14 protein-coding genes are annotated in these 20,461 nt (G+C 60.4%); 5 read left to right on the top strand and 9 right to left on the bottom strand.

Annotated elements, in window-relative coordinates; genetic code table 11:
- Positions 1 to 22: 22 nt before the first annotated feature.
- The 5 genes from A3466_RS08925 to A3466_RS22830 are packed head-to-tail and all read left to right on the top strand — an operon-like array spanning position 23 to position 5,190.
- Entirely contained in the window at positions 23 to 1,639 is a 1,617-nt protein-coding gene (locus A3466_RS08925; protein ID WP_063450277.1) for an ABC transporter substrate-binding protein, read from the top strand.
- Positions 1,636 to 2,673 (top strand): ABC transporter permease, encoded by a 1,038-nt coding sequence (locus A3466_RS08920; protein WP_063450276.1) that lies wholly within the window; start codon positions 1,636 to 1,638, stop codon positions 2,671 to 2,673. Before A3466_RS08925 ends, A3466_RS08920 begins: the two co-directional genes overlap by 4 nt.
- The gene (locus A3466_RS08915; RefSeq protein ID WP_063450275.1) at positions 2,670 to 3,575 is read left to right on the top strand and encodes an ABC transporter permease; all 906 of its coding nucleotides are present in this window, start codon (positions 2,670 to 2,672) and stop codon (positions 3,573 to 3,575) included. Before A3466_RS08920 ends, A3466_RS08915 begins: the two co-directional genes overlap by 4 nt.
- Positions 3,547 to 4,407, top strand: a complete 861-nt coding sequence (locus A3466_RS22835; protein WP_063450560.1) for an ABC transporter ATP-binding protein — start codon at positions 3,547 to 3,549, stop codon at positions 4,405 to 4,407. The genes A3466_RS08915 and A3466_RS22835 overlap by 29 nt, the downstream gene beginning before the upstream one ends.
- Before the next feature lie 9 nt (positions 4,408 to 4,416).
- A complete protein-coding gene (locus A3466_RS22830; RefSeq protein ID WP_063450274.1) occupies positions 4,417 to 5,190 on the top strand; it encodes an ABC transporter ATP-binding protein in 774 nt (257 codons plus the stop codon).
- 48 nt (positions 5,191 to 5,238) lie between these two features.
- Here the strand turns inward: A3466_RS22830 and yegS are convergent, their stop codons facing one another.
- The 9 genes from yegS to yegD form a co-directional block, all read right to left on the bottom strand.
- On the bottom strand, positions 5,239 to 6,138 hold the full coding sequence (gene yegS, locus A3466_RS08900) for a lipid kinase YegS (protein WP_063450273.1): 900 nt from the start codon (positions 6,136 to 6,138) through the stop codon (positions 5,239 to 5,241).
- 248 nt (positions 6,139 to 6,386) lie between these two features.
- Positions 6,387 to 7,748, bottom strand: a complete 1,362-nt coding sequence (yegQ, locus tag A3466_RS08895) for a tRNA 5-hydroxyuridine modification protein YegQ (RefSeq protein WP_063450272.1) — start codon at positions 7,746 to 7,748, stop codon at positions 6,387 to 6,389.
- A 168-nt stretch (positions 7,749 to 7,916) separates the two neighbouring features.
- Positions 7,917 to 8,639, bottom strand: coding sequence for a two-component system response regulator BaeR (gene baeR, locus A3466_RS08890; RefSeq protein WP_063450271.1), 723 nt, complete (start codon positions 8,637 to 8,639; stop codon positions 7,917 to 7,919).
- Entirely contained in the window at positions 8,636 to 10,039 is a 1,404-nt protein-coding gene (gene baeS / locus A3466_RS08885; protein WP_063450270.1) for a two-component system sensor histidine kinase BaeS, read from the bottom strand. The genes baeR and baeS overlap by 4 nt, the downstream gene beginning before the upstream one ends.
- A complete protein-coding gene (locus tag A3466_RS08880; protein WP_063450269.1) occupies positions 10,036 to 11,451 on the bottom strand; it encodes an MFS transporter in 1,416 nt (471 codons plus the stop codon). The genes baeS and A3466_RS08880 overlap by 4 nt, the downstream gene beginning before the upstream one ends.
- Positions 11,452 to 14,529: a multidrug efflux RND transporter permease subunit MdtC gene (gene mdtC, locus A3466_RS08875; protein WP_063450268.1), complete on the bottom strand. Its 3,078-nt coding sequence runs from the start codon at positions 14,527 to 14,529 to the stop codon at positions 11,452 to 11,454.
- On the bottom strand, positions 14,530 to 17,652 hold the full coding sequence (locus A3466_RS08870) for an MdtB/MuxB family multidrug efflux RND transporter permease subunit (RefSeq protein WP_063450267.1): 3,123 nt from the start codon (positions 17,650 to 17,652) through the stop codon (positions 14,530 to 14,532).
- Entirely contained in the window at positions 17,652 to 18,854 is a 1,203-nt protein-coding gene (locus tag A3466_RS08865) for an MdtA/MuxA family multidrug efflux RND transporter periplasmic adaptor subunit (RefSeq protein ID WP_063450266.1), read from the bottom strand. The genes A3466_RS08870 and A3466_RS08865 overlap by 1 nt, the downstream gene beginning before the upstream one ends.
- Before the next feature lie 209 nt (positions 18,855 to 19,063).
- Positions 19,064 to 20,416, bottom strand: a complete 1,353-nt coding sequence (gene yegD / locus A3466_RS08860) for a molecular chaperone (RefSeq protein WP_063450265.1) — start codon at positions 20,414 to 20,416, stop codon at positions 19,064 to 19,066.
- Positions 20,417 to 20,461: the final 45 nt, after the last annotated feature.

Below are 20,461 nucleotides of genomic sequence, written 5' to 3'. Positions count from 1 at the left end.
GTACCCTACAGGCGATATATACATGAAACGATCTCCCTTGGCCGGGGCGTGCTTGCTCGCGCTCTCGCTGATGATGGGGAGCGGTGCGGCGTACGCAAAAACGCCGCCCGACCAGCTCATCATCGGCATGAATATGAATAACCTCTTGTCCCTCGATCCGGCGGCCATGACCGGTAACGAAGTGGTTGGCATTGTGGTGAATCTTTACGACTCGCTGGTGGAGCTCGACCCGAACGAGTTGACCAACGTCAGGCCCGCGCTGGCGACGTCCTGGGATATTTCTCCGGATCGTAAAACCCTGACCTTCCACCTGCGCGACGACGTGAGATTTCATTCCGGTAACCCGCTGACGGCGGAGGACGTGATCTGGTCGATGCGGCGCCTGCTGCACCTTAACCTCGCCCAGGCCTCGGTGTGGAAGTCGTATGGTTTTTCTAAGCAAAACATCGACAGCCTAATCAGCGCGCCGGATGCGTACACGGTACAGATTGTTCTGCCTAAGCCTAACGATCCGCAGCTGGTGATTTACTCCCTCGGCGCGCTCGGCAACCTCGGGGTGCTCGACAGCAAAACGGTGCAGCAGCATGCGGTCAATAACGACTGGGGCAACCGCTGGCTCACCACCAACGAGGCTGGCTCCGGCCCGTTTAAGCTGGAAACCTGGCAGGCAAAGGACGTGCTGCGCATGCAGCGAAATCCGCATTACTGGCGGGATGCACCGAAGATGAACCGCGTGGTGCTGCGCCATTTTCAGGAGTCGCAAACCCTGCGCCTGATGATTGAGAAAGGCGACCTCGATATCGCTAACAACATGGCAGTGTCGGACATTAACGCTCTGCGCAACGATCCGCAGCTCACCGTCGAAGCCGTGCAGAAGGGGACAGTTTACTACGTGGCGATGAGCATGAAGGAGCCGCATTTCGCCAACCCGAAGGTGCGCGAAGCGGTGCGCTATCTGATTGACTATCAGGGCATCAATAAAGCGCTGATGCCAGGCTACGGTGTGCTGCACCAGCGCCCGATCAAGGCCGGTATGCCGTCCACGCTGCCGGACCCGGGCTATAAGCTCGATATCCCGCGCGCCAGAAAGCTGCTGGCGGAGGCGGGCTACCCGGACGGGTTTGATACCACCCTGCGGGTGCTGGCGGATCAGCCGTTCCTCAATATCGCAATCGCCGTACAGTCGACGCTGATGCAGGCGGGCATTAACGCCAAAATCATCACCGGCACCGGCAACCAGATTTACGGCGCTATGCGCGAGCGGAAGTTCGACATGCTGGTGGGGCGCGGCGGAAGCGGGGTAGAGCCGCACCCGCACTCCAGCCTTCGTGCGCTGGTCTACAACCCTGACAACAGCGACCAGGCGCGGCTGACCAACTTCCAGGGCTGGCGCACCAGCTTCTACGACAGGCCGCTCAACGAGATGATCGACAGCGCCCTGCTGGAGCGCGACCCCAAAAAACAGATCGCCGATTACCAGCAGATCCAGCTCCGCTACGACGCGCTGATCCCGGCGATGATCCCCCTGTCGCAGATGGTCGATTCAGTGGTGGTGCGCAACGAAGTGAAGAATTTCCAGTCGCACCCGTCAGCCACTACTTTCCTGCGCGATGTCTACAAAACCGGAGGTGAACAATGAGCGTGGCGATCCTCGCGCCCGGCTCCCGGACACGGCGCTTCTCGAAGCGGTTAACGCAGGTGGTGGTGACGCTGTTCGGCCTGCTGCTGCTGACCTTTTTTATTGGCCGCGTGATGCCCGTCGACCCGGTGCTGGCGATTGTCGGGCCGGATGCCGACCACAGCACCTACCAGCAGGTGTATCACCAGCTGGGGTTCGATCGGTCTCTGCTGGCCCAGTTCGGCATCTACCTCAGCAATTTGCTGCACGGCGATCTGGGTAACGCCCTGCTGACCGGCAAGCCGGTCATCGACGACATCCTGCGCGTCTTCCCGGCGACGCTGGAGCTGGCGACGATGGCGATTATCGTGGGCGCGGGCTTGGGCATTCCGCTGGGCGTGCTGGCGGCGGCGCGGCGTAACAGCGTTTCCGACTATGTCGTGCGTATCATCAGCCTGGCGGGCTACTCCACGCCTATCTTCTGGGTCGGGATGATGGGGCTGCTGCTGTTCTACGCCTGGCTCGGCTGGGTGGGCGGGGCTGGCCGTCTGGATCTGGGGCTCGACGGTCTCGTGCCGCGCCGTACCGGGCTGATGACCGTCGATGCGCTGTTGGCCGGCAACAGCGCCGTGTTCTGGAACGCCATTAACCATCTGGTGCTGCCCGCGTCGCTGCTTGGCTTCCATTCTCTGGCCTACATCAGCCGCATGACCCGCAGCTTTATGCTGGCGCAGCTGTCCCAGGAGTTCATCCTCACCGCGCGGGTGAAGGGCTTAACCGAGCGGCAGGTGATCTGGAACCACGCGTTTCGCAACATCCTCGTGCAGCTCCTGACGGTGGTGGCGCTGGCCTACGGTTCGCTGCTGGAAGGGGCGGTGTTGATTGAAACCGTCTTTTCCTGGCCGGGCTTCGGCTCGTATCTCACCGGCAGCCTGCTGCTCGGAGATATGAACGCGGTGATGGGCTGCGTGCTGCTGGTGGGGATCATCTTCGTGATGCTCAACCTGCTCTCCGACATGCTGTATCAACTCTTTGACCCGAGGACGAAATCATGACCGTTTCTCTGGATACGCCGCTGGGGGCGAGGCACGCCGAAACCCGCCAGCGTATCAGACGCACGCTGGGCCGTGCCGCTGGCTTTATCGGCAAGATGGCGCGCAATCCACTTACCGCCATCGGCGGCGGGATCGTTCTGTTGCTGCTGGTTGTCGCAGCCTTCGCCCCGCTAATTGCGCCATATAACCCCCTGGTACAGGACCTCAACAACGCGCTGGCCGCTCCGAACGCACAGCACTGGTTCGGCACCGACGAGTTTGGCCGGGATATCTTCAGCCGCCTGGTATACGGCGCGCGCATCACGCTCTACATCGTGCTGCTGGTTTCCGTGACCGTAGGTCCGCTCGGGCTGCTGCTGGGCGTAACCGCAGGGTATTTTGGCGGTAAGGTTGATGCGGTACTGATGCGCGTCACAGATATCTTTATCTCCTTCCCGAGCCTGGTGCTGGCGCTCGCGTTTGTCGCGGCGCTTGGCCCGGGGCTGGAGCACGTGGTGATTGCGATTACGCTCACCGCGTGGCCGCCGATTGCCCGTCTGGCGCGCGCCGAAACGCTCTCCCTGCGCCAGGCTGATTTTATCTCCGCCGTGCGTTTGCAGGGGGCGTCGCCCGCACGCGTGCTGTGGCGTCACATCGTCCCACTGTGCCTGCCGTCGGTGATCATCCGTATCACCATGAACATGGCCGGGATCATTCTCACCGCCGCCGGGCTTGGCTTCCTCGGCCTTGGCGCGCAGCCGCCTGAGCCGGAGTGGGGGGCGATGATCTCCAGCGGTCGCACCTACATGATGGAGTGCTGGTGGGTGGTAACTATTCCGGGGCTGGCGATCCTGATCAACAGCCTGGCGTTCAATTTCTTAGGAGATGGCCTACGTGACATCCTCGATCCTCGCAGCGAATAACCCCCTGCTCGACGTGTGCGATCTCCACGTCGATTTTATCAACGGCGGCGCGGTCACGAATGCGGTGCGCGGCGTCTCTTTCCAGCTAGGGCGGGAAAAGCTGGCGATTGTTGGCGAATCCGGCTCCGGTAAATCCACCGTCGGGCGGGCGCTGCTGCGCCTGCACCCGGCTAAAGCGCAAATCCGCGCCGCGCGGATGCAGTTTTGCGACGTCGATTTACAGGCCGTCAGCGAGGCGCAGATGCGCGGCATTCGCGGCAAGCGCATCTCGATGATCATGCAGGACCCGAAGTACTCCCTCAATCCGGTGGCCTGCGTGGGGGATCAGATTGCTGAAGCCTGGCTGACCCATCACCCCGGGCGCAAGGCTGAAGCGAAAGCGAAGGTGCTGGAGATGCTCGACGTGGTGCGCATCCGCCAGCCGGAGCGGGTTTACCATCTTTACCCGCACGAGATATCCGGCGGGCAGGGGCAGCGTATCATGATCGCCATGATGCTGATCACCGATCCGGAGCTGGTCATTGCCGATGAACCGACCTCGGCGCTGGACGTGTCGGTGCGTTTGCAGGTACTGGGGCTGCTCGACGATTTGGTGCAGTCTCGCGGGCTGGGGCTGATTTTTATCAGTCACGACATCAACCTGGTGCGCAGCTTCTGCGACCGGGTGCTGGTGATGTACGCCGGAAGAGTGGTGGAGTCGATTGCCGCGAAAGATCTGCACAACGCGAAGCATCCCTATACCCAGGGCTTAATCAACGCGCTGCCGGAAATCAACCATCGCCGCCCGACGCTGCCGGTATTACAGCGTCAGGCCAGCTGGCTCACCGAGTAAGGAGCAGAGATGATCGAGATAAACCACCTCAACCTGACGTTTGGCGAGGGCGAGAAGCGCAGTCAGGTGCTGAACGACGTGAACATTCGCGTGGCGGAAGGGGAGATTTTCGGCCTGGTGGGGGAGTCCGGCTCGGGCAAAACCACGGTGCTGAAATGCCTTGCCGGGCTGTTTACCCACTGGGAGGGCGAGCTGGCGATTGACGGCAAGCCGCTGGACAAGCGAATCAGCCAGGCGCGCTGCCGCCTCGTGCAGATGGTGTTTCAGGATCCGTACGGCTCGCTGCATCCGCGGCATACCATTGGCGATATTCTGGAAGAGCCGCTGCACATTCACGGTATAAAAGATCGGGATCGGCGCGTTCACGCCCTGCTGGATAAAGTGGGGCTGAACCGGGCATTTCGCGATCGCTATCCGCACCAGCTGTCCGGCGGCCAGCGCCAGCGCGTGGCGATTGCCAGGGCGCTGATTCTGGAGCCGCAGGTGCTGCTGCTGGATGAACCCACCTCGGCGCTGGACGTCTCCGTACAGGCGGAAATCCTTAACCTGCTGGCGGAACTTCAGCGAGAGTCGAACCTGACCTACCTGATGGTGACCCACGATCTGGGCGTGATTGCTCATCTATGCCAGAAGGTGGCGGTAATGCAGTATGGCAAAATCCTTGAAACCCTGACGGTGGACGAGCTGGTCGCCGGGAAAGCGAAGACCGACTATACGCGGATGCTGGTCAACGCCTCGCAGCAGTATTCCCGTGAGATGGCGCGGGAGGTGTCGGTGTATTAAAGAGGGCGATACTGTAGGCCGGGTAAGCGAAGGCCACCCGGCAATACATCAGCGCAAAAGTTGACAGTCCGGCGGCAACCGGCACTGTAACGCGCCGGGCAAAACTTCGATGCGGAATCGCTCGCCGCTGAGCGGCTCTCCGTCAAGATTAAAGGTCATGCCGTGGGGGGCGATCACCTCAAACCACGCGGAGGTGCCGTCGATGATGTTAGGGCTCTCCTCCGGCTGCGTCAGCGTCGTAAACAGTGCGGGCAGCAGCCCGTCGCCGGTAAAAATGCGCAGCTGTAGCTGACCGTCATTAATCAATGCTTCCGGGCAAAGCTGCTGTCCGCCGCCCGCCTGCCGCCCGTTGCCGATGCCAATCACCAACGCATTGCCCTGCCAGTGGAAGTTCTCACCGTTGATTTCACAGCTGTCGGGCTTGAGCGTGTCCATGCGCATCAGGCCGTGTATGAGATACGAGACGCCGCCCAGCGCGGCCTTCAGCTTTTCCGGTGTTTCGCTGGTGATCCGCGTGCCGAAACCGCCCGTCGCCATATTGATAAAGCAGGTTTTTTCATTCACCTGAGCGATATCGACGGGGGTCGCTTTACCGAGGATGGCCAGTTGCAGCGCTTTTCCTAAATCCTCAGGTATGCCGGCGCTGGTGGCAAAATCATTGGCAGTACCGAGCGGTAAAATGCCCATCACCGGGCGTTCTGCTGTGTTGAGATCAATCAGCGCGCCGGCGATTTCGTTGATCGTTCCGTCGCCGCCGCCGGAAATAATGGTTTCAGCGCCTAACCTGATGCCCTCGTCGATATAGCGTGCTGCATCGCCTTTTTCAAAGGTCACCCGCACGTGAATGCGCGCGCCATCTTCACGCAATTCGGTAATCGCCTGGCGCAACAGATCGTTGCCTGCACTTTTGCCGTTGAGAATTAATAAACTGTCTGGATAGGTTGCCATCCGGTTTGCTCCCTTTTTTAACTATAGAAAGAGTGTATCCCAGAGAAGAACAAAGCGGGTAAGAACAGGATGAAAGGCAAAAAATAAGCCCGCGTAAGGGAGATTACGCAGGCTAAGGAGGTGGTTCCTGGTACAGCTAGCATTTATGGGTTATGTTTTTCAGCGGGGGGATAATACCCGTATTGAACGAAGCGGTATGTGATCCGATTCTAAGAATTATCCCAGCGTGAAAAAATCCCGTTGATTGACTATTTGCCGTGTGGATTTCGGGTATTTTCACCTTCAAAATTACGCATCAGCAGCGCAAACTCCAGCTCTACCTCTTCAGGAACCGGCAGCCAGACCACATGGCCATCGCCCGGTGCGACCTCAATCGCCTCACCTTTTTTGTTTTCCAGGTGCTCCAGGCGGAAGTTCATGTTGCCCTGCGGCGTCATCAGCTCCAGGCTGTCGCCTTTGTTGAATTTGTTTTTTACGGCGACGGCAGCCAGCGGGCCTTTACGCTCGCCGGTGAAGTCACCGACAAACTGCTGGCGTTCAGAAATCGAGTAGCCATGCTCGTAGTTCTGGTAGTCGTCGTGGGTGTGACGACGCAGGAAACCTTCGGTATAGCCGCGATGCGCCAGGCCTTCAAGCGTTTCCAGCAGGCTGGTGTCGAACGGTTTACCGGCGGCGGCATCGTCGATGGCTTTGCGATATACCTGCGCGGTACGGGCGCAGTAGTAGTAGGACTTGGTGCGGCCTTCGATTTTCAGGGAGTGCACGCCCATCTGGGTTAAACGCTCCACGTGCGCGATGGCGCGCAAATCCTTCGAGTTCATGATGTAGGTGCCGTGCTCGTCTTCAAAGGCGGTCATGTACTCGCCCGGACGTTTGGCTTCTTCAATCATAAACACGCTGTCGGTCGGCGCACCGATACCCAGCGTTGGCTCAACGTTGGTGACCGGGATCGGCTCGTGTTTATGCACGATGTTCCCAATCTCATCCTCTTTGCCTTCCTGAACGTTATATTCCCAGCGGCAGGCGTTGGTGCAGGTGCCCTGGTTCGGATCACGCTTGTTGATATAGCCAGAGAGCAGGCAGCGGCCGGAGTAGGCCATGCACAGCGCGCCGTGGACGAAGATTTCGATCTCCATATCTGGCACCTGGGTGCGGATCTCTTCGATCTCTTCGAGAGACAGCTCGCGAGACAGAATGACGCGGGTCAGCCCCATCTGCTTCCAGAATTTCACCGTTGCCCAGTTGACGGCGTTAGCCTGCACCGAGAGGTGAATGTCCATCTCCGGGAAGTTCTCCCGAACCAGCATGATTAAACCCGGGTCCGACATGATCAGCGCGTCCGGCCCCATCTCCACGACCGGCTTCAGGTCGCGAATGAACGTTTTCAGCTTGGCGTTGTGCGGCGCGATGTTCACCACCACGTAGAATTTTTTGCCCAGGGCATGCGCTTCGTTAATGCCGAGCTGAAGATTCTCGTGGTTGAATTCGTTATTACGCACGCGCAGCGAGTAGCGCGGCTGGCCCGCGTAGACGGCGTCGGCGCCATAGGCGAAAGCGTAACGCATATTTTGCAGCGTTCCCGCCGGGGAAAGAAGTTCCGGTTTAAACATGTTTGTTCTCGTTCTGATGACAGGTCAGATCCGCATACACCTGGTGCAGCGGTAAGGGGAGATCCCCCACTTTAAGGGCGGGCATTGTAGCGCTGCGGGGCGGGGAGGTAAAGTTCTTGTGCCGTGTGACGGTTTCGCCTTACCCGGCCAGTATTGTCCCGCAGCTGACTAGGCAATCCTGCACGCGTCCGCTTCCCACCGATACCCCACGCCGTACACCGCACGAATAAACGACTGGTCGGCATCCAGCGACTCCAGCTTGCGGCGCAGGTTTTTGATGTGGCTGTCGATGGTGCGGTCCGTCACCACGCGGTAATCGTCATACAGATGATTGAGCAGTTGTTCGCGGGAAAACACTTTCCCCGGCTCGTGGGAGAGCGTTTTCAGCAGGCGGAACTCCGCAGGGGTGAGGTCCAGCAGCTTGTTGCGCCAGCTCGCCTGGAAGCGGCTTTCGTCGACAATCAGCGGGCTTTGCGCATCCAGCACCTGCAATTCACGCTGCGGCTTGCAGCGGCGGAGGATAGTTTTCACGCGAGCAACCACTTCGCGGGGGCTGTAAGGCTTGCAGATATAATCGTCGGCGCCGATTTCAAGCCCCAGCAGGCGGTCGATCTCTTCGATTTTGGCCGTCACCATCACGATGGGTACGTCGGAGAAGCGACGAATTTCACGGCACAGGGTCAGGCCGTCAGTACCCGGGAGCATCAGATCCAGCAGGATCAGATCCGGCGGCGTCTGGCGCACGTAGGGCAGCACCTGGTCGCCGTGGCTGATAAGCGTTGGCGCGTAGCTCGCGGTACGCAAATAGTCGATCAGCAGTTGCCCCAGTTTAGGCTCGTCTTCCACGATCAAAATGCGCGGTGTGTTGTCGTCAATCGGTAACTCGGTCATGCTTCCCTCGATAAATCCCGTTCCAGAGGTAACTCTACTGTAATGCTAACCCCGCCAAAAGGCGAATGAGCGGCGCGGATGGTGCCGCCGTGGGCTTCCACTATGTTAACGCAAATCGCCAGCCCAAGGCCGGAACCGCCGCTGGCGCGGTTGCGGGAACCTTCGGTGCGATAGAAGCGCTCGAACAGTTTTTCCAGCTGCGCATCCTTCACGCCAGGGGCGGAGTCCGCGAAGGTCAGGGCAAAGCGCCCGTTTTCCTGCTTGCCGGAGATATGCAGCGCGCCGCCGCCGTCGGTATAGCGAAGGCTGTTCTCCAGCAGATTATTGAATAGCTGCATCAGGCGATCTTTGTCGCCAAACACCACCGCGCTGTCCGGCAGCGAGAGGTTGATTTTCAGGTCACGGCTGGCGAAGCGTTCGCGGAATGCGCCGGTCACGACTTCAAGAATATTGATCACGTCGATTGGGGCTTTCTGGTAGGCCAGGGCGCCTTCGTCGGACATGGAAAGCTGATGCAGATCGTCCACCAGCTTGGTCAGCGTACCGACTTCCGCCTGTAGCGAGGCCACGGACTCGGGAGTGAACTGCCGCACGCCGTCCTGAATCGCCTCCAGCTCGCCGCGCAGCACCGCCAGCGGGGTGCGCAGCTCGTGCGAAATGTCGGCCATAAAGTCGCGGCGCATCTGCTGGTTTTTCTCCAGCGTGCTGGCGAGCTGGTTAAAGTCCTGCGCCAGCTTGCCCAGCTCGTCCTGGCTGCGGGTGTCCACGCGGGTCGAGAAGTCACCCGCCGCCAGCTTGTGTGTGCCCTCAACAAGGCGCTTAACCGGCGCCAGCAGGCCCCGTGCCAGCGGGAAGGTGGCGAGCGCGGCAAGCAGGGTTGAGAGCGCGACAATCAGCCAGCTGGTCTGACGCTGCTGGCGGTCAAAGTTGATGTCGGTGTTGCGCGTCAGCCGCTCGACCGGCGAGGCGATAACCCAGCCCACCGTGGCGCCGTTCGAGGTGATGGCGCGCTTTGTGCCGTCCGGCGGTACCGGCGAGCGTGGGCCAACGAGCACGCGCATCTCCTGATCAATCACCCAGAACTGGGTGCGCCAGCCGTGCGGCGGCATGCCCGGCCCCGGGCGGTCGTCGTCATTATCGTGCTCCAGCGAGCGCAGGATTTGAAATATAAAGCGGTCATTATTGCGCAGAAAACGCCAGTTACCGTGCAGGCTGTACTGCTCGCCCAGCGCGTCGCTTAAGCCCTGTAAGCGTTGTTCGTTACCATGCTTGATGTAATCAATAAAACCGCGCTCAAAACTGACCCGCACCGCCCAGTGCATGGTTATCAGCAGGACAATACAGGTGGCGAAAATCGCCACAAAAAGCTTACCGGTGATCCCCGGACGCCAGAATTTCATGGTGCACTCCTTTTGCCGCGTCGGAGCACGACATTTTTGGTCGTGTCATTCGGTACTCTGGCAAAGATAAAAGCGGGCAGGGCGACGATCGCCGCCATGCTGAGGTAAGTGTATAAAAAGACCTGATGCGCGACGGGGGTGTCGACGCTGAGATGGTGCTGGCCGTACATGCCGAGCAGCAAGCCGGCCACCGTGACCCCTACGCTCATGGAGAGCTGCATGATCATCGACAGCAGGCTGTTACCGCTGCTCGCCAGCTCGTCCGGCAGATCTTTCAGCGTGAGGGTGTTCATCGACGAGAAGCGCATGGAGTTGACGATCCCCTGGCAGAACAGCACCAGCGGCAGGACGTAGTACCAGCCCATCAGCGCCACGGTCATAAACAGCAGGGTGACGAGCGCCAGCCCGAGCGTGGCGGCCACCAGCACGCGGCGGTAGCCAAAGCGGTTTACCACCTGCACCACTATACGCTTCATCCCCATGCTGCCGAGCACCATCGGGATCATCATCAGCCCCGCGTGGAACGGCGAAAAGCCCATCCCAATCTGTAAAAATACCGGCGTCATAAACGGCAGCATGCCGCTGCCGATACGTCCGGCGAAGCTGCCCAAAAGCCCCAGACGGTAGGTTGGTGTGTTAAACAAGTTCAGGCTGAACAGCGCCCTGTCGTTGCCTCTGGCATGCCAGAGATACCAGAGAATAGCGGTGACACCCAGCGCCACCAGCAGAGCGAGCGACAGGGACGAAATCCCCAGCCCTTTTTGCCCGTCCAGCGCCAGGGTGAGCGTCGCCATGCCGGCGGCCAGCAGGATGAAGCCAAAGAAATCAAAGCGTCGGGTCTGCATTTTATAGTTCGGCATCAGCGTCAGGGTGGCAATCGCGCCGATGATACCGACCGGCAGGTTAATCAGGAAGATCCAGTGCCAGGAAGCGTACTCCACCAGAATACCACCCAGCGCCGGGCCAAGCAGCGGGCCGACCTGACCGGGCAGGGTGACAAAGGTCATCGCCGCCATATACTGCGCGCGCGGAACAATTTTCATCACCGTTAGCCGCCCGACGGGCACCATCATTGCGCCGCCGACGCCCTGTAGCACGCGCGCCATCACCAGCTGGTCAAGAGTATTGGCCTGAGCGCAAAACAGAGACCCGGTGGTAAACAGCACGATGGCGGTGAAGAAGATGTTCCGCACGCCGACCTTATCCGCCAGCCAGCCGCTGGCGGGCAGCATCACGGCGACCGTCAGCACGTAGGCGACAATCACCATATGCATGTGCAGCGGGCTCTCCCCCAGGCTTTTTGCCATTGAGGGGAGGGCGGTGTTCACGATAGTCGTGTCCAGCGACTGCATAAAGAAGCCGAACGCGACTATCCACAACTGCCAGCGAACGTTACCGGGAAGGTCGGTCATTTACTCGGTCACCGTGGTTCTCTTTTTACGTGAAAAACGCAGCCGCAGCCGGTCAAAGAACAGATAGACCACCGGCGTGGTGTAGAGCGTCAGGAGCTGGCTCATTACCAGGCCACCGACGATCGTGATCCCCAGCGGCTGGCGCAGTTCAGAGCCGTCACCGCCGGAAATGACCAGCGGCAGCGCGCCGAAGAGTGCGGCCAGCGTGGTCATCATGATCGGGCGAAAACGCAGCAGACAGGCCTGGAATATCGCCTCGTCCGGCGTCAGGTTGCCGTTGCGCTGGGCGTCCAGCGCAAAGTCGACCATCATTATCGCGTTTTTCTTCACGATGCCAATCAATAGCATGATCCCGATGAGCGCGATAAGACTGAATGGGGCACCGAACAGCTCCAGCGCCAGCAGCGCCCCCACGCCCGCAGAGGGCAGCGTGGAAAGAATGGTCAACGGATGCACGTAGCTTTCATACAGCACGCCCAGCACGATGTAAACCGTGGCAATGGCCGCCAGAATCAAAATGACCTGCGAATTCATGGTGTCCTGGAACACCTGCGCCGTACCGGCAAAACTGCCGCGCACGGAGGAGGGCACCCCGAGCTGGGTCATGGCGCGGTTAATGGCATCGCTGGCCTCAGACAGCGACGAGCCGGTTGCCAGGTTAAACGAGACGGTCGAGGCGGCGGAAAGCCCCTGGTGGTTCACCGACAGCGGGGCGTTCGACGGCTGCCAGCTGGCGAAGTACGACAGCGGAATCGCCTTACCGTCATCATTGATCACAAACATCTTGTCCAGCGCGCTGATGTCCTGGGTGTAGCGCGGATCCACCTCCATCACCACCTTGTACTGGTTCATCGGCTGATAGATGGTAGAGACTTCACGCTGCCCGAAGGCGTTGTTCAGCAGGCTGTTGGCCGCCTCCACGTTAATGCCCAGGCGGGCCATGGTTTCACGATCGTAGGTGAGCGCCATCTCCGCACCGTTGTTTTGGCTGTCAGAGTTCACGTCAGCCAGCTGCGGCAGAGCGGCCAGCGCTTTTCGGATCTTCGGCTCCCACTCGCGCAGGGCAGCTAAATCGTCCGAGAGCAGGGTGTACTGATAGCTGGCGTTGGCCTGTCGTCCGCCGACGCGGATATCCTGAACGGCCATCAAAAAAAGGTTTGCCCCCGGCTCTTTGGCGAGCTTCACCCGCAGGCGGTCAATGATTTGCTGCGCCGTTTCGTGACGTTCACCGCGCGGCTTAAGGGTAATAAACATCATCCCGCTGTTAACGCGCGAGCCGCCGGTAAAGCCGGTGACGTTGTCCACGGCCGGATCCTCACGGATGATTTTCATAAAGTCCTGAAGCTTGCCGCGCATCGCCTGGAACGAAATGCTCTGGTCCGCCTGAATACCCCCCATCAGCACGCCGGTATCCTGCTCCGGGAAAAAGGTTTTCGGGATGGTGATGTACATCCAGACGTTGAGCACGATGGTGCCCATCAGCACCAGCCCGACAATACGCGTGTGGTTCAGCACCCATTTCAGCGATTTGCCATAGCCTGACTGCATTGCCATCAGGACGCGACCAAAGCCTTTCCGGCGCGGCTGCGAGTGCGGCTGGCTGCGCTTGAGCATCCAGCCGCACATCATTGGCGTCAGCGTCAGCGAAATCACCAGTGAGATACCAATGGCGACGGAAAGCGTGACGGCAAATTCGCGCAGCAGTCGTCCCGGCAGGCCGCCCATCAGCAGCAGCGGCAGGAACACCGCCACCAGCGACAGGCTCATGGACAGTACCGTAAAGCCCACTTCACGCGTACCCTGAAGCGCCGCCTGGAGCGGCTTCATGCCCGCTTCCAGATGGCGCGAGATATTTTCCAGTACTACGATGGCGTCATCCACCACAAACCCGGTGGCAATTGTCAGCGCCATCAGCGACAGGTTGTTAAGGCTGAAGCCGCACAGGTACATGGCGGCAAAGGTGCCAATCAGCGACACCGGGACCGCCACCGCCGGGATCAGCGTGGCGCGACCCGATCGCAGGAACAGGAACACCACCAGGATCACCAGCGCGACGGAAATAATCAGCGTTTGCTCCACCTCTTCGAGCGAGGCGCGGATGGTAGGGGAGCGGTCCTGCGCAATCTGGAGATCGATTGCCGCCGGAATGGTTTCCTGAAGCTCCGGCAGCCGCTCGCGGATGCTGTTCACCGTCTGGATGATGTTGGCTTCCGGCAGCTTGCGGATCATCAGCAAAATGGCCGGTTTGGCATTGGTCATCCCGGCGTTGCGCACATCCTGCACCGAATCGGTAACGCTGGCGACGTCGCTCAGGCGCACCGCCGCGCCGTTGTTGTAGTGAATAATCAGCGGCTGATACTCGGCGGCGGTTTTCAGCTCGTCGTTGGTCTGGATCTGCCAGCGGTGGCTGCTGTCCTCAATCGCCCCCTGCGGTTTACGCACGTTGGCGTTACTGATGGCGGAACGCACGTCGTCGAGCGATACGCCCTGGTTAAACAGCGCCTGCGGATTCAGGCCCACGCGCACGGCGGGCAGGGAGCTCCCGCCGACGTCTACGTCGCCCACGCCGTCAATCTGGGCAATGGTCTGCGCCAGCTGCGTGGAGGCAAAATCGTACAGCTCGCCCTGAGAGTAGGTCTCCGACGTGAGCGTCAGGATCATGATCGGCGCATCGGACGGGTTGGCCTTGCGGTAGGTCGGACGGCTCGGCATGCCGCTCGGCAGCAGGCTTTGGGCGGCGTTAATCGCGGCCTGCACGTCACGCGCCGCGCCGTTGATGTCCCGGTCGAAGTTAAATTCCAGAATAATGCGCGTGCTGCCCAGTGAACTGCTGGAGGTCATCTCGTTAACCCCGGCAATTCGCCCAAGCGATCGCTCAAGCGGCGTCGCCACCGATGAGGCCATGGTTTCCGGCGATGCGCCCGGCAGCGAGGCGCTGACCATGATCACCGGGAAATCCACCTGCGGCAGTGGCGCCACCGGCAGCAGGCGGAAGCCCAGCACGCCGCACAGGGTGATGGCGACGGAGAGTAAAATCGTCGCCACCGGACGGTAAATGAAGAGGGCGAAAAACTTCACTTACGCCTCCTCTTCACGTTTCGGGAAGCGGCTTTTCGTCCACAGCGCCAGACGGTCGAACAGCAGGTAGATTACGGGCGTGGTAAACAGCGTCAGCACCTGGCTGACCAGCAGGCCGCCCACCATGCCGATACCCAGCGGACGGCGCAGCTCTGCCCCCACGCCGGTGCTCAGCATCAGCGGCAGGGCGCCTAACAGGGCAGCCAGGGTGGTCATCAGGATCGGACGAAAACGCAGCAGGCAGGCCTGGTAAATGGCCTCGCGCGGCGCCATACCCTGCTCGCGCTCGGCGGCCAGCGCAAAGTCGATCATCATGATGGCGTTTTTCTTCACGATCCCGATAAGCAGGATGATGCCAATTATTGCAATCACGTCCAGCTCGCTCCCCGCCAGCATCAGCGCCAGCAGCGCCCCCACGCCCGCCGTCGGCAGGGTGGAGAGGATGGTGATCGGGTGGATAAAGCTTTCATACAGCACGCCAAGCACGATATACATCGCCACCACCGCCGCGACGATCAGCCAGACGGTGCTGCCCAGCGCGGCCTGGAACGCCAGCGTACTGCCCTGGAACTGGGTCTGAATATCGGACGGGAAGCTCAGTTCCTTCTCCGCGCCCAGAATGGCCTCCACCGCTTCGCCCAGGGAATAGCCGTCCGGCACGTTGAACGAAATGGTGGTGGACGGGAACTGATCGAGATGGTTAATCGACAGCGGGGCGTGGCGCTCTTCCACCGTAGCAATCGCACTGAGCGGAACAATACCGCCGTCTTTGCTGGTCAGGCGCACCGAGTCCAGGGCAGCCAGCCCCGGCGTGTTCTCGGTGTTGTGTTCCAGCACCACGCGATACTGGTTCGCCTGGGTGTAAATGGTGGAGATCAGACGCTGGCCAAAAGCGTTATACAGCGCATTATCCACGTCGGACATGGTAATGCCCAGACGGCTGGCGGTGTCGCGGTTGACGTTTACGTACGCCGCCAGCCCTTTGTCCTGCCAGTCGCTGCTGACGTCAGAAACCTGCGGCAGCGCTTTCAGCTTGTCCACCAGCTGCGGCACCCAGGTGCTGAGCGCATCAAGCGAGGTGGCCTGGAGGGTGAACTGGTACTGCGTGCGGCTCACCTGCGTATCAATGGTTAAATCCTGAATCGGTTGCAGGTACAGCTCAATGCCCGGCACGCGCGCCACGGCGCGTTGCAGGCGCACGATCACCGCGTTGACGCGATCGTCGCGGTCATCAAGCGGTTTGAGGTTAATTTGCAGGCGGGCGCTGTTGAGCGATGGGTTGGTGCCGTCCACGCCCACGTAGGCGGTCAGGCTTTCCACCGCCGGATCTTTCATGATGATCTCCGACACCTGCTGCTGGCGCTGCGCCATATTTGCGAAGGAGACCGACTGCGGTGCCTGGAGCGTGCCCTGAATAATGCCGTTGTCCTGAATCGGGAAGAAGCCTTTCGGAATGAAAATCCACAGCATGACGCTGAGCGCCAGCGTGCCGAGGGCCACGCCGAGCGTCGCCCACGGATGGTTCAGCACTTTTGCCAGCACGCGACCGTAGGCGGCAATGATGCGCTCGAACATCCGCTCGGAGGCGCGGGAGAAGCGGTTTTGCTTGCGCAAGGATTCGTGGCTCAGCATGCGGGCGCACATCATCGGCGTCAGCGTCAGCGACACCACGGCAGAGATCAGAATGGCGACGGCCAGCGTCACGGCAAACTCGCGGAACAGGCGCCCGACGATATCGCCCATAAACAGCAGCGGGATCAGCACCGCAATCAGCGAGAAGGTCAGCGAGATGATGGTAAAGCCAATTTCTCCCGCGCCCTTCAGCGCGGCGGCTAACGGCTTTTCACCTTTTTCGATATAGCGCGAGATGTTCTCGATAACCACGATGGCATCGTCCACCACGAAGCCGGTGGCGATGGTGAGCGCCATCAGCGTCAGGTTGTTGATCGAAAAGTCGAGAAATACCATTACCGCGAACGTTCCCACCAGCGAGAGCGGCACGGCAACGGCGGGAATGATGGTTGCCGGAACGTTGCGCAGGAACAGGTAGATAATCATAACCACCAGAGCAATCGCCAGCATCAGCTCGAACTGCGTGTCCGATACCGAGGCGCGAATGTTGGTGGTGCGATCCGAAAGCACCTTCACGCTGACCGATTTCGGCAGGCTTTCCACCAGCTGCGGCAGCATGGTGCGAATGCTGTCGGCGGTATCAATAATGTTCGCGCCCGGCTGGCGCTGAACGTTCATGACGATCGCCTGCTGCTTATTGGCCCACGCCCCGAGCCAGCTGTTTTCAGCCCCTTGCTCAACGGTGGCAACGTCGCCGAGGCGGATCGGCGCACCGTTTTGATAGGCCACAATCAGCTGGCGGTATTCATCGGCGGACTGCATCTGGTCGTTGGCGGAGAGGGTGACCGCGCGGGTTGGGCCGTCCAGCGAGCCCTTCGCTGAGTTAACGTTGGCGCTGCTGATGGCGGTGCGAATAGTTTCGCTGGTTAACCCCAGTGCGGCAATGGCCTGGGCATTGAGCTTAACGCGCACGGCGGGGCGTTGTCCCCCTGCGAGCGTTACCAGCCCGACGCCGGTCACCTGCGAAATCTTTTGCGCCACGCGGGTTTCGACCATGTCTTCCACCTGCGTCATCGGCATGGCGGACGATGTCACGGCAAGGGTCATGATCGGCGGATCTGCCGGGTTCACCTTGCTGTAAACCGGCGGGTTCGGCAGGTCAGACGGCAGCAGGTTGGTGGCAGCGTTAATGGCGGCCTGCACCTCCTGTTCTGCGACGTCCAGCGACAGCGCGAGCTGGAACTGAAGCGTGACGACCGAGGCGCCGCCCGAGCTTTGGGAGGACATCTGCTTCAGGCCAGACATCTGGCCGAACTGCCGCTCCAGCGGGGCGGTGATTGCGGACGTCACCACGTCCGGACTGGCGCCCGGATAGAGGGTGACAACCTGAATCGTCGGGTAGTCTACTTCCGGCAGCGCCGACACGGGCAGAAAACGGTAGCCAATGATCCCGGCCAGCAGGATCGCCACCATCAACAGGGTCGTCGCAACCGGACGTAAAATGAACAGGCGTGATGGCCCACCTGTAGAGCTCGGCGGCATCACCTGCATCAGGCTTTTGCTCCTGTAGTCTGAGCTTCCACCACCTCGACCTGCGCCCCTTCGGTCAGACGGTCAATACCGTCGGTCACGACGCGGTCGCCTGCGGACAGTCCGGCGTCGATCACCACCGTCTGGCTGTCCTGGATGCCGGTTTTCACCAGGTGTTTGCTGACCTTGTTTTCACTGTTCAGCACCCAGACAAAGTTGCCTTCACTGCCCATTTGCAGAGCCGCCGTCGGGATCACCACCGCATTTTCTTCGGTCGCGACCAGCATACGCGCGTTGACGAACTGATTCGGAAACAGGGCATCGTCCTGATTGTTGAAGCGCGCCTTCAGCTTGATGGTGCCGGTGGTGGTGTCGATCTGGTTATCCAGGCTCAGCAGCGAACCTTCGCTCAGTTTCTGCTTGTTGGTGCGATCCCAGGCCTCCACGACCAGCCCTTTACCGGCTTTCTGCGCCTGGACCACCGTCGCAATGTCGCTTTCCGGCAGGGTAAAGACGAGATCGATAGGGTGCGTCTGGGTGATCACCACAATGCCCGTGGTGTCGCCGCTCGAGATTTGGTTGCCGATGTCCACCTGCCTGAGGCCGACGCGCCCGTCGATGGGGGCAACGATCCGGCTCCAGTCCAGCTGGAGCTGGGCGCTGGCGACCGCGGCTTCGTCGGCTTTAATGGTGCCCTGCGATTCGCTGACCAGCGACTGCTGGGTATCCAGCTCCTGGCGCGACACGAGGTTGGTTTTTACCAACTGCTGATAGCGGGCTAAATCGCGGCGGGCGTTGGCGAGGGTGGCTTTGTCTTTTGCGAGCTGCCCCTGCGCCTGCGCCAGGGCCACCTTAAACTGGCTTGGGTCGATTTCCGCCAGCAGATCGCCGGCTTTGACCTGCTGCCCTTCCTGGAAATGAATGGCCATCAGCTGACCGTCCACGCGGCTGCGCACCGTCACGGTGTTGGCGGCGGTGATGGTTCCCAGCCCGGAGAGATAACGAGGTACCGCTTTAGTCACCGCCGTTGCCGCCTGTACCGGCGCCAGCGCGCCGCCGCGCATGCCGTGGCGACCACTGCCCGCAGGGCGCTGTGAGGAGCTACTGGCGCCAGCCGGTGCCGGGGAATTCGCAGACTGGCTGTGCCAGTACCAGGCGGCGGCAAGGACCACCACAATCAGACCAGCGGCGATTGCCCAGCGGGATTTGTTACTGCCTTTCATCGTTATACGTTCTCATCCTGAAACTCTTTCGGGGAATGATACTAGTTTAGTCAGCTAACACAGCGGAAAAATGAAGGAAATATGGAAGACTGTCAGGAATGGTCTGAGTGTGGCGCGCTGTTTCGCCGGGTGGCGGCTTCGCTTTACCCGGCCTACAAGATCCTCGAACCGTAGGCCGGGTAAGCGCAGCGCCACCCGGCACAACCGCATTAGCTAAACACCACCTGCGCCCAGCGCGCCAGCCCTGCCGTAACGGAGCCAAAGTCATCGCCGCCGGCAATGGGGATCCCCGGCAGTTGTTCCGCCAGCGCCTTCTTGATCAGCGGTGAACGAGCGCTACCGCCGGTCAGGTAAATCACGTCCGGTTTCTCTTTGCCGTTCTCCAGCGCCAGCTGTACCTGCTCCAGAATACGCTGTAGCGGCTGGGCCAGCGCCAGTTCCAGCCCTTCCCGGGTAATGGTCGTTGCCAGATTGTCGCTAATAAACGGCAATGAAACGGCCTGCTCCGGACGATCGGAAAGGGCAATTTTGCTCTCTTCGGCGGTGCGCACGACCCGATAGCTCAGGCGCTGGCGCCACACTTTATAGAGCAGGGCGACTTTCCCGGCATCCTGTGCGTCGCGCACCAGATCGTTGAGGAAACGGCCATTTGCGGTGCTGTAAAAATCACTCTGCGCAGGGACGTCGTTGATGGCAATCGCGTTCCACCACGGCAGGATCGGCAGGGCGATGCCTTTCTCGGTTTGTCCGCCCATGCCGAGCAGCGGCATCAGGCTCTTGAACGCCAGGGCAATATCCAGATCGTTACCGCCGACGCGGCAGCCGCTGTGCCCCAGCAGGCTGTTTTCACGATCGCGACGGTGATGCCATTGCGGCCCCATCAGCAGCAACGAACAGTCCGTCGTACCGCCGCCGATGTCCACTACCAGCACCCGCTTCTCTTCCGTCAGCGTGGCTTCAAAATCCAGCCCCGCCGCAACCGGCTCATACTGGAACACCACGTCGCTAAAGCCCGCCCGGTGCGCCGCACGCTCGAGGATCCCCTGCGCCTGCTGGTTGGCTTCATCACCGCCCAGCCCCTGGAAGTTGATCGGGCGACCAATCACCGCCTGGGTGATGGTCTCCGGCACCTGCGACTGCGCCTGATTACGGATATGCAGCATCATCGCGCAGACCAGATCTTCAAACATCGCCACCTGCTGCGGCTTCAGGCCGCTGGCGCCGAGGAAGGATTTAGGCGATTTAACGAAGTAAACCTCTTCCGGATCGTCAATGTACTGCCCGAGCGAAGCGAGTCCGAACTGCACGCTGGAAGGGATAACGTCGATATCTTCCTCGCGGTTAAAACTGACCGCACGGCGCAACAGCGCCTGCGATTCTGCCGCCGTGGCCGGAACCTGATGATGGCGGAACAGCCACTCGCTCACCGCTTCACGCGTGGGCGCACAGAGCATTGACGGCAACAGCGTACTGCCGTTTTCCATTTTCAGGAGCTGCGGTTGTCCGTTTTGCATTATCGCAACCGAGCAGTTTGCGGTGCCGTAGTCGAATCCAATAAACACAATAAATCCCCATGCCGGTGAGAAGGGGCGAGACTTTAGCGAAAT

It is taken from the genome of Enterobacter genomosp. S (assembly GCF_001631805.1).
In the GTDB taxonomy this organism is placed as follows: Bacteria; Pseudomonadota; Gammaproteobacteria; order Enterobacterales; family Enterobacteriaceae; genus Enterobacter; species Enterobacter quasihormaechei.
Note: the sequence above shows the minus strand (reverse complement) of the source record. Positions and strands in the feature narration are given on the sequence as shown.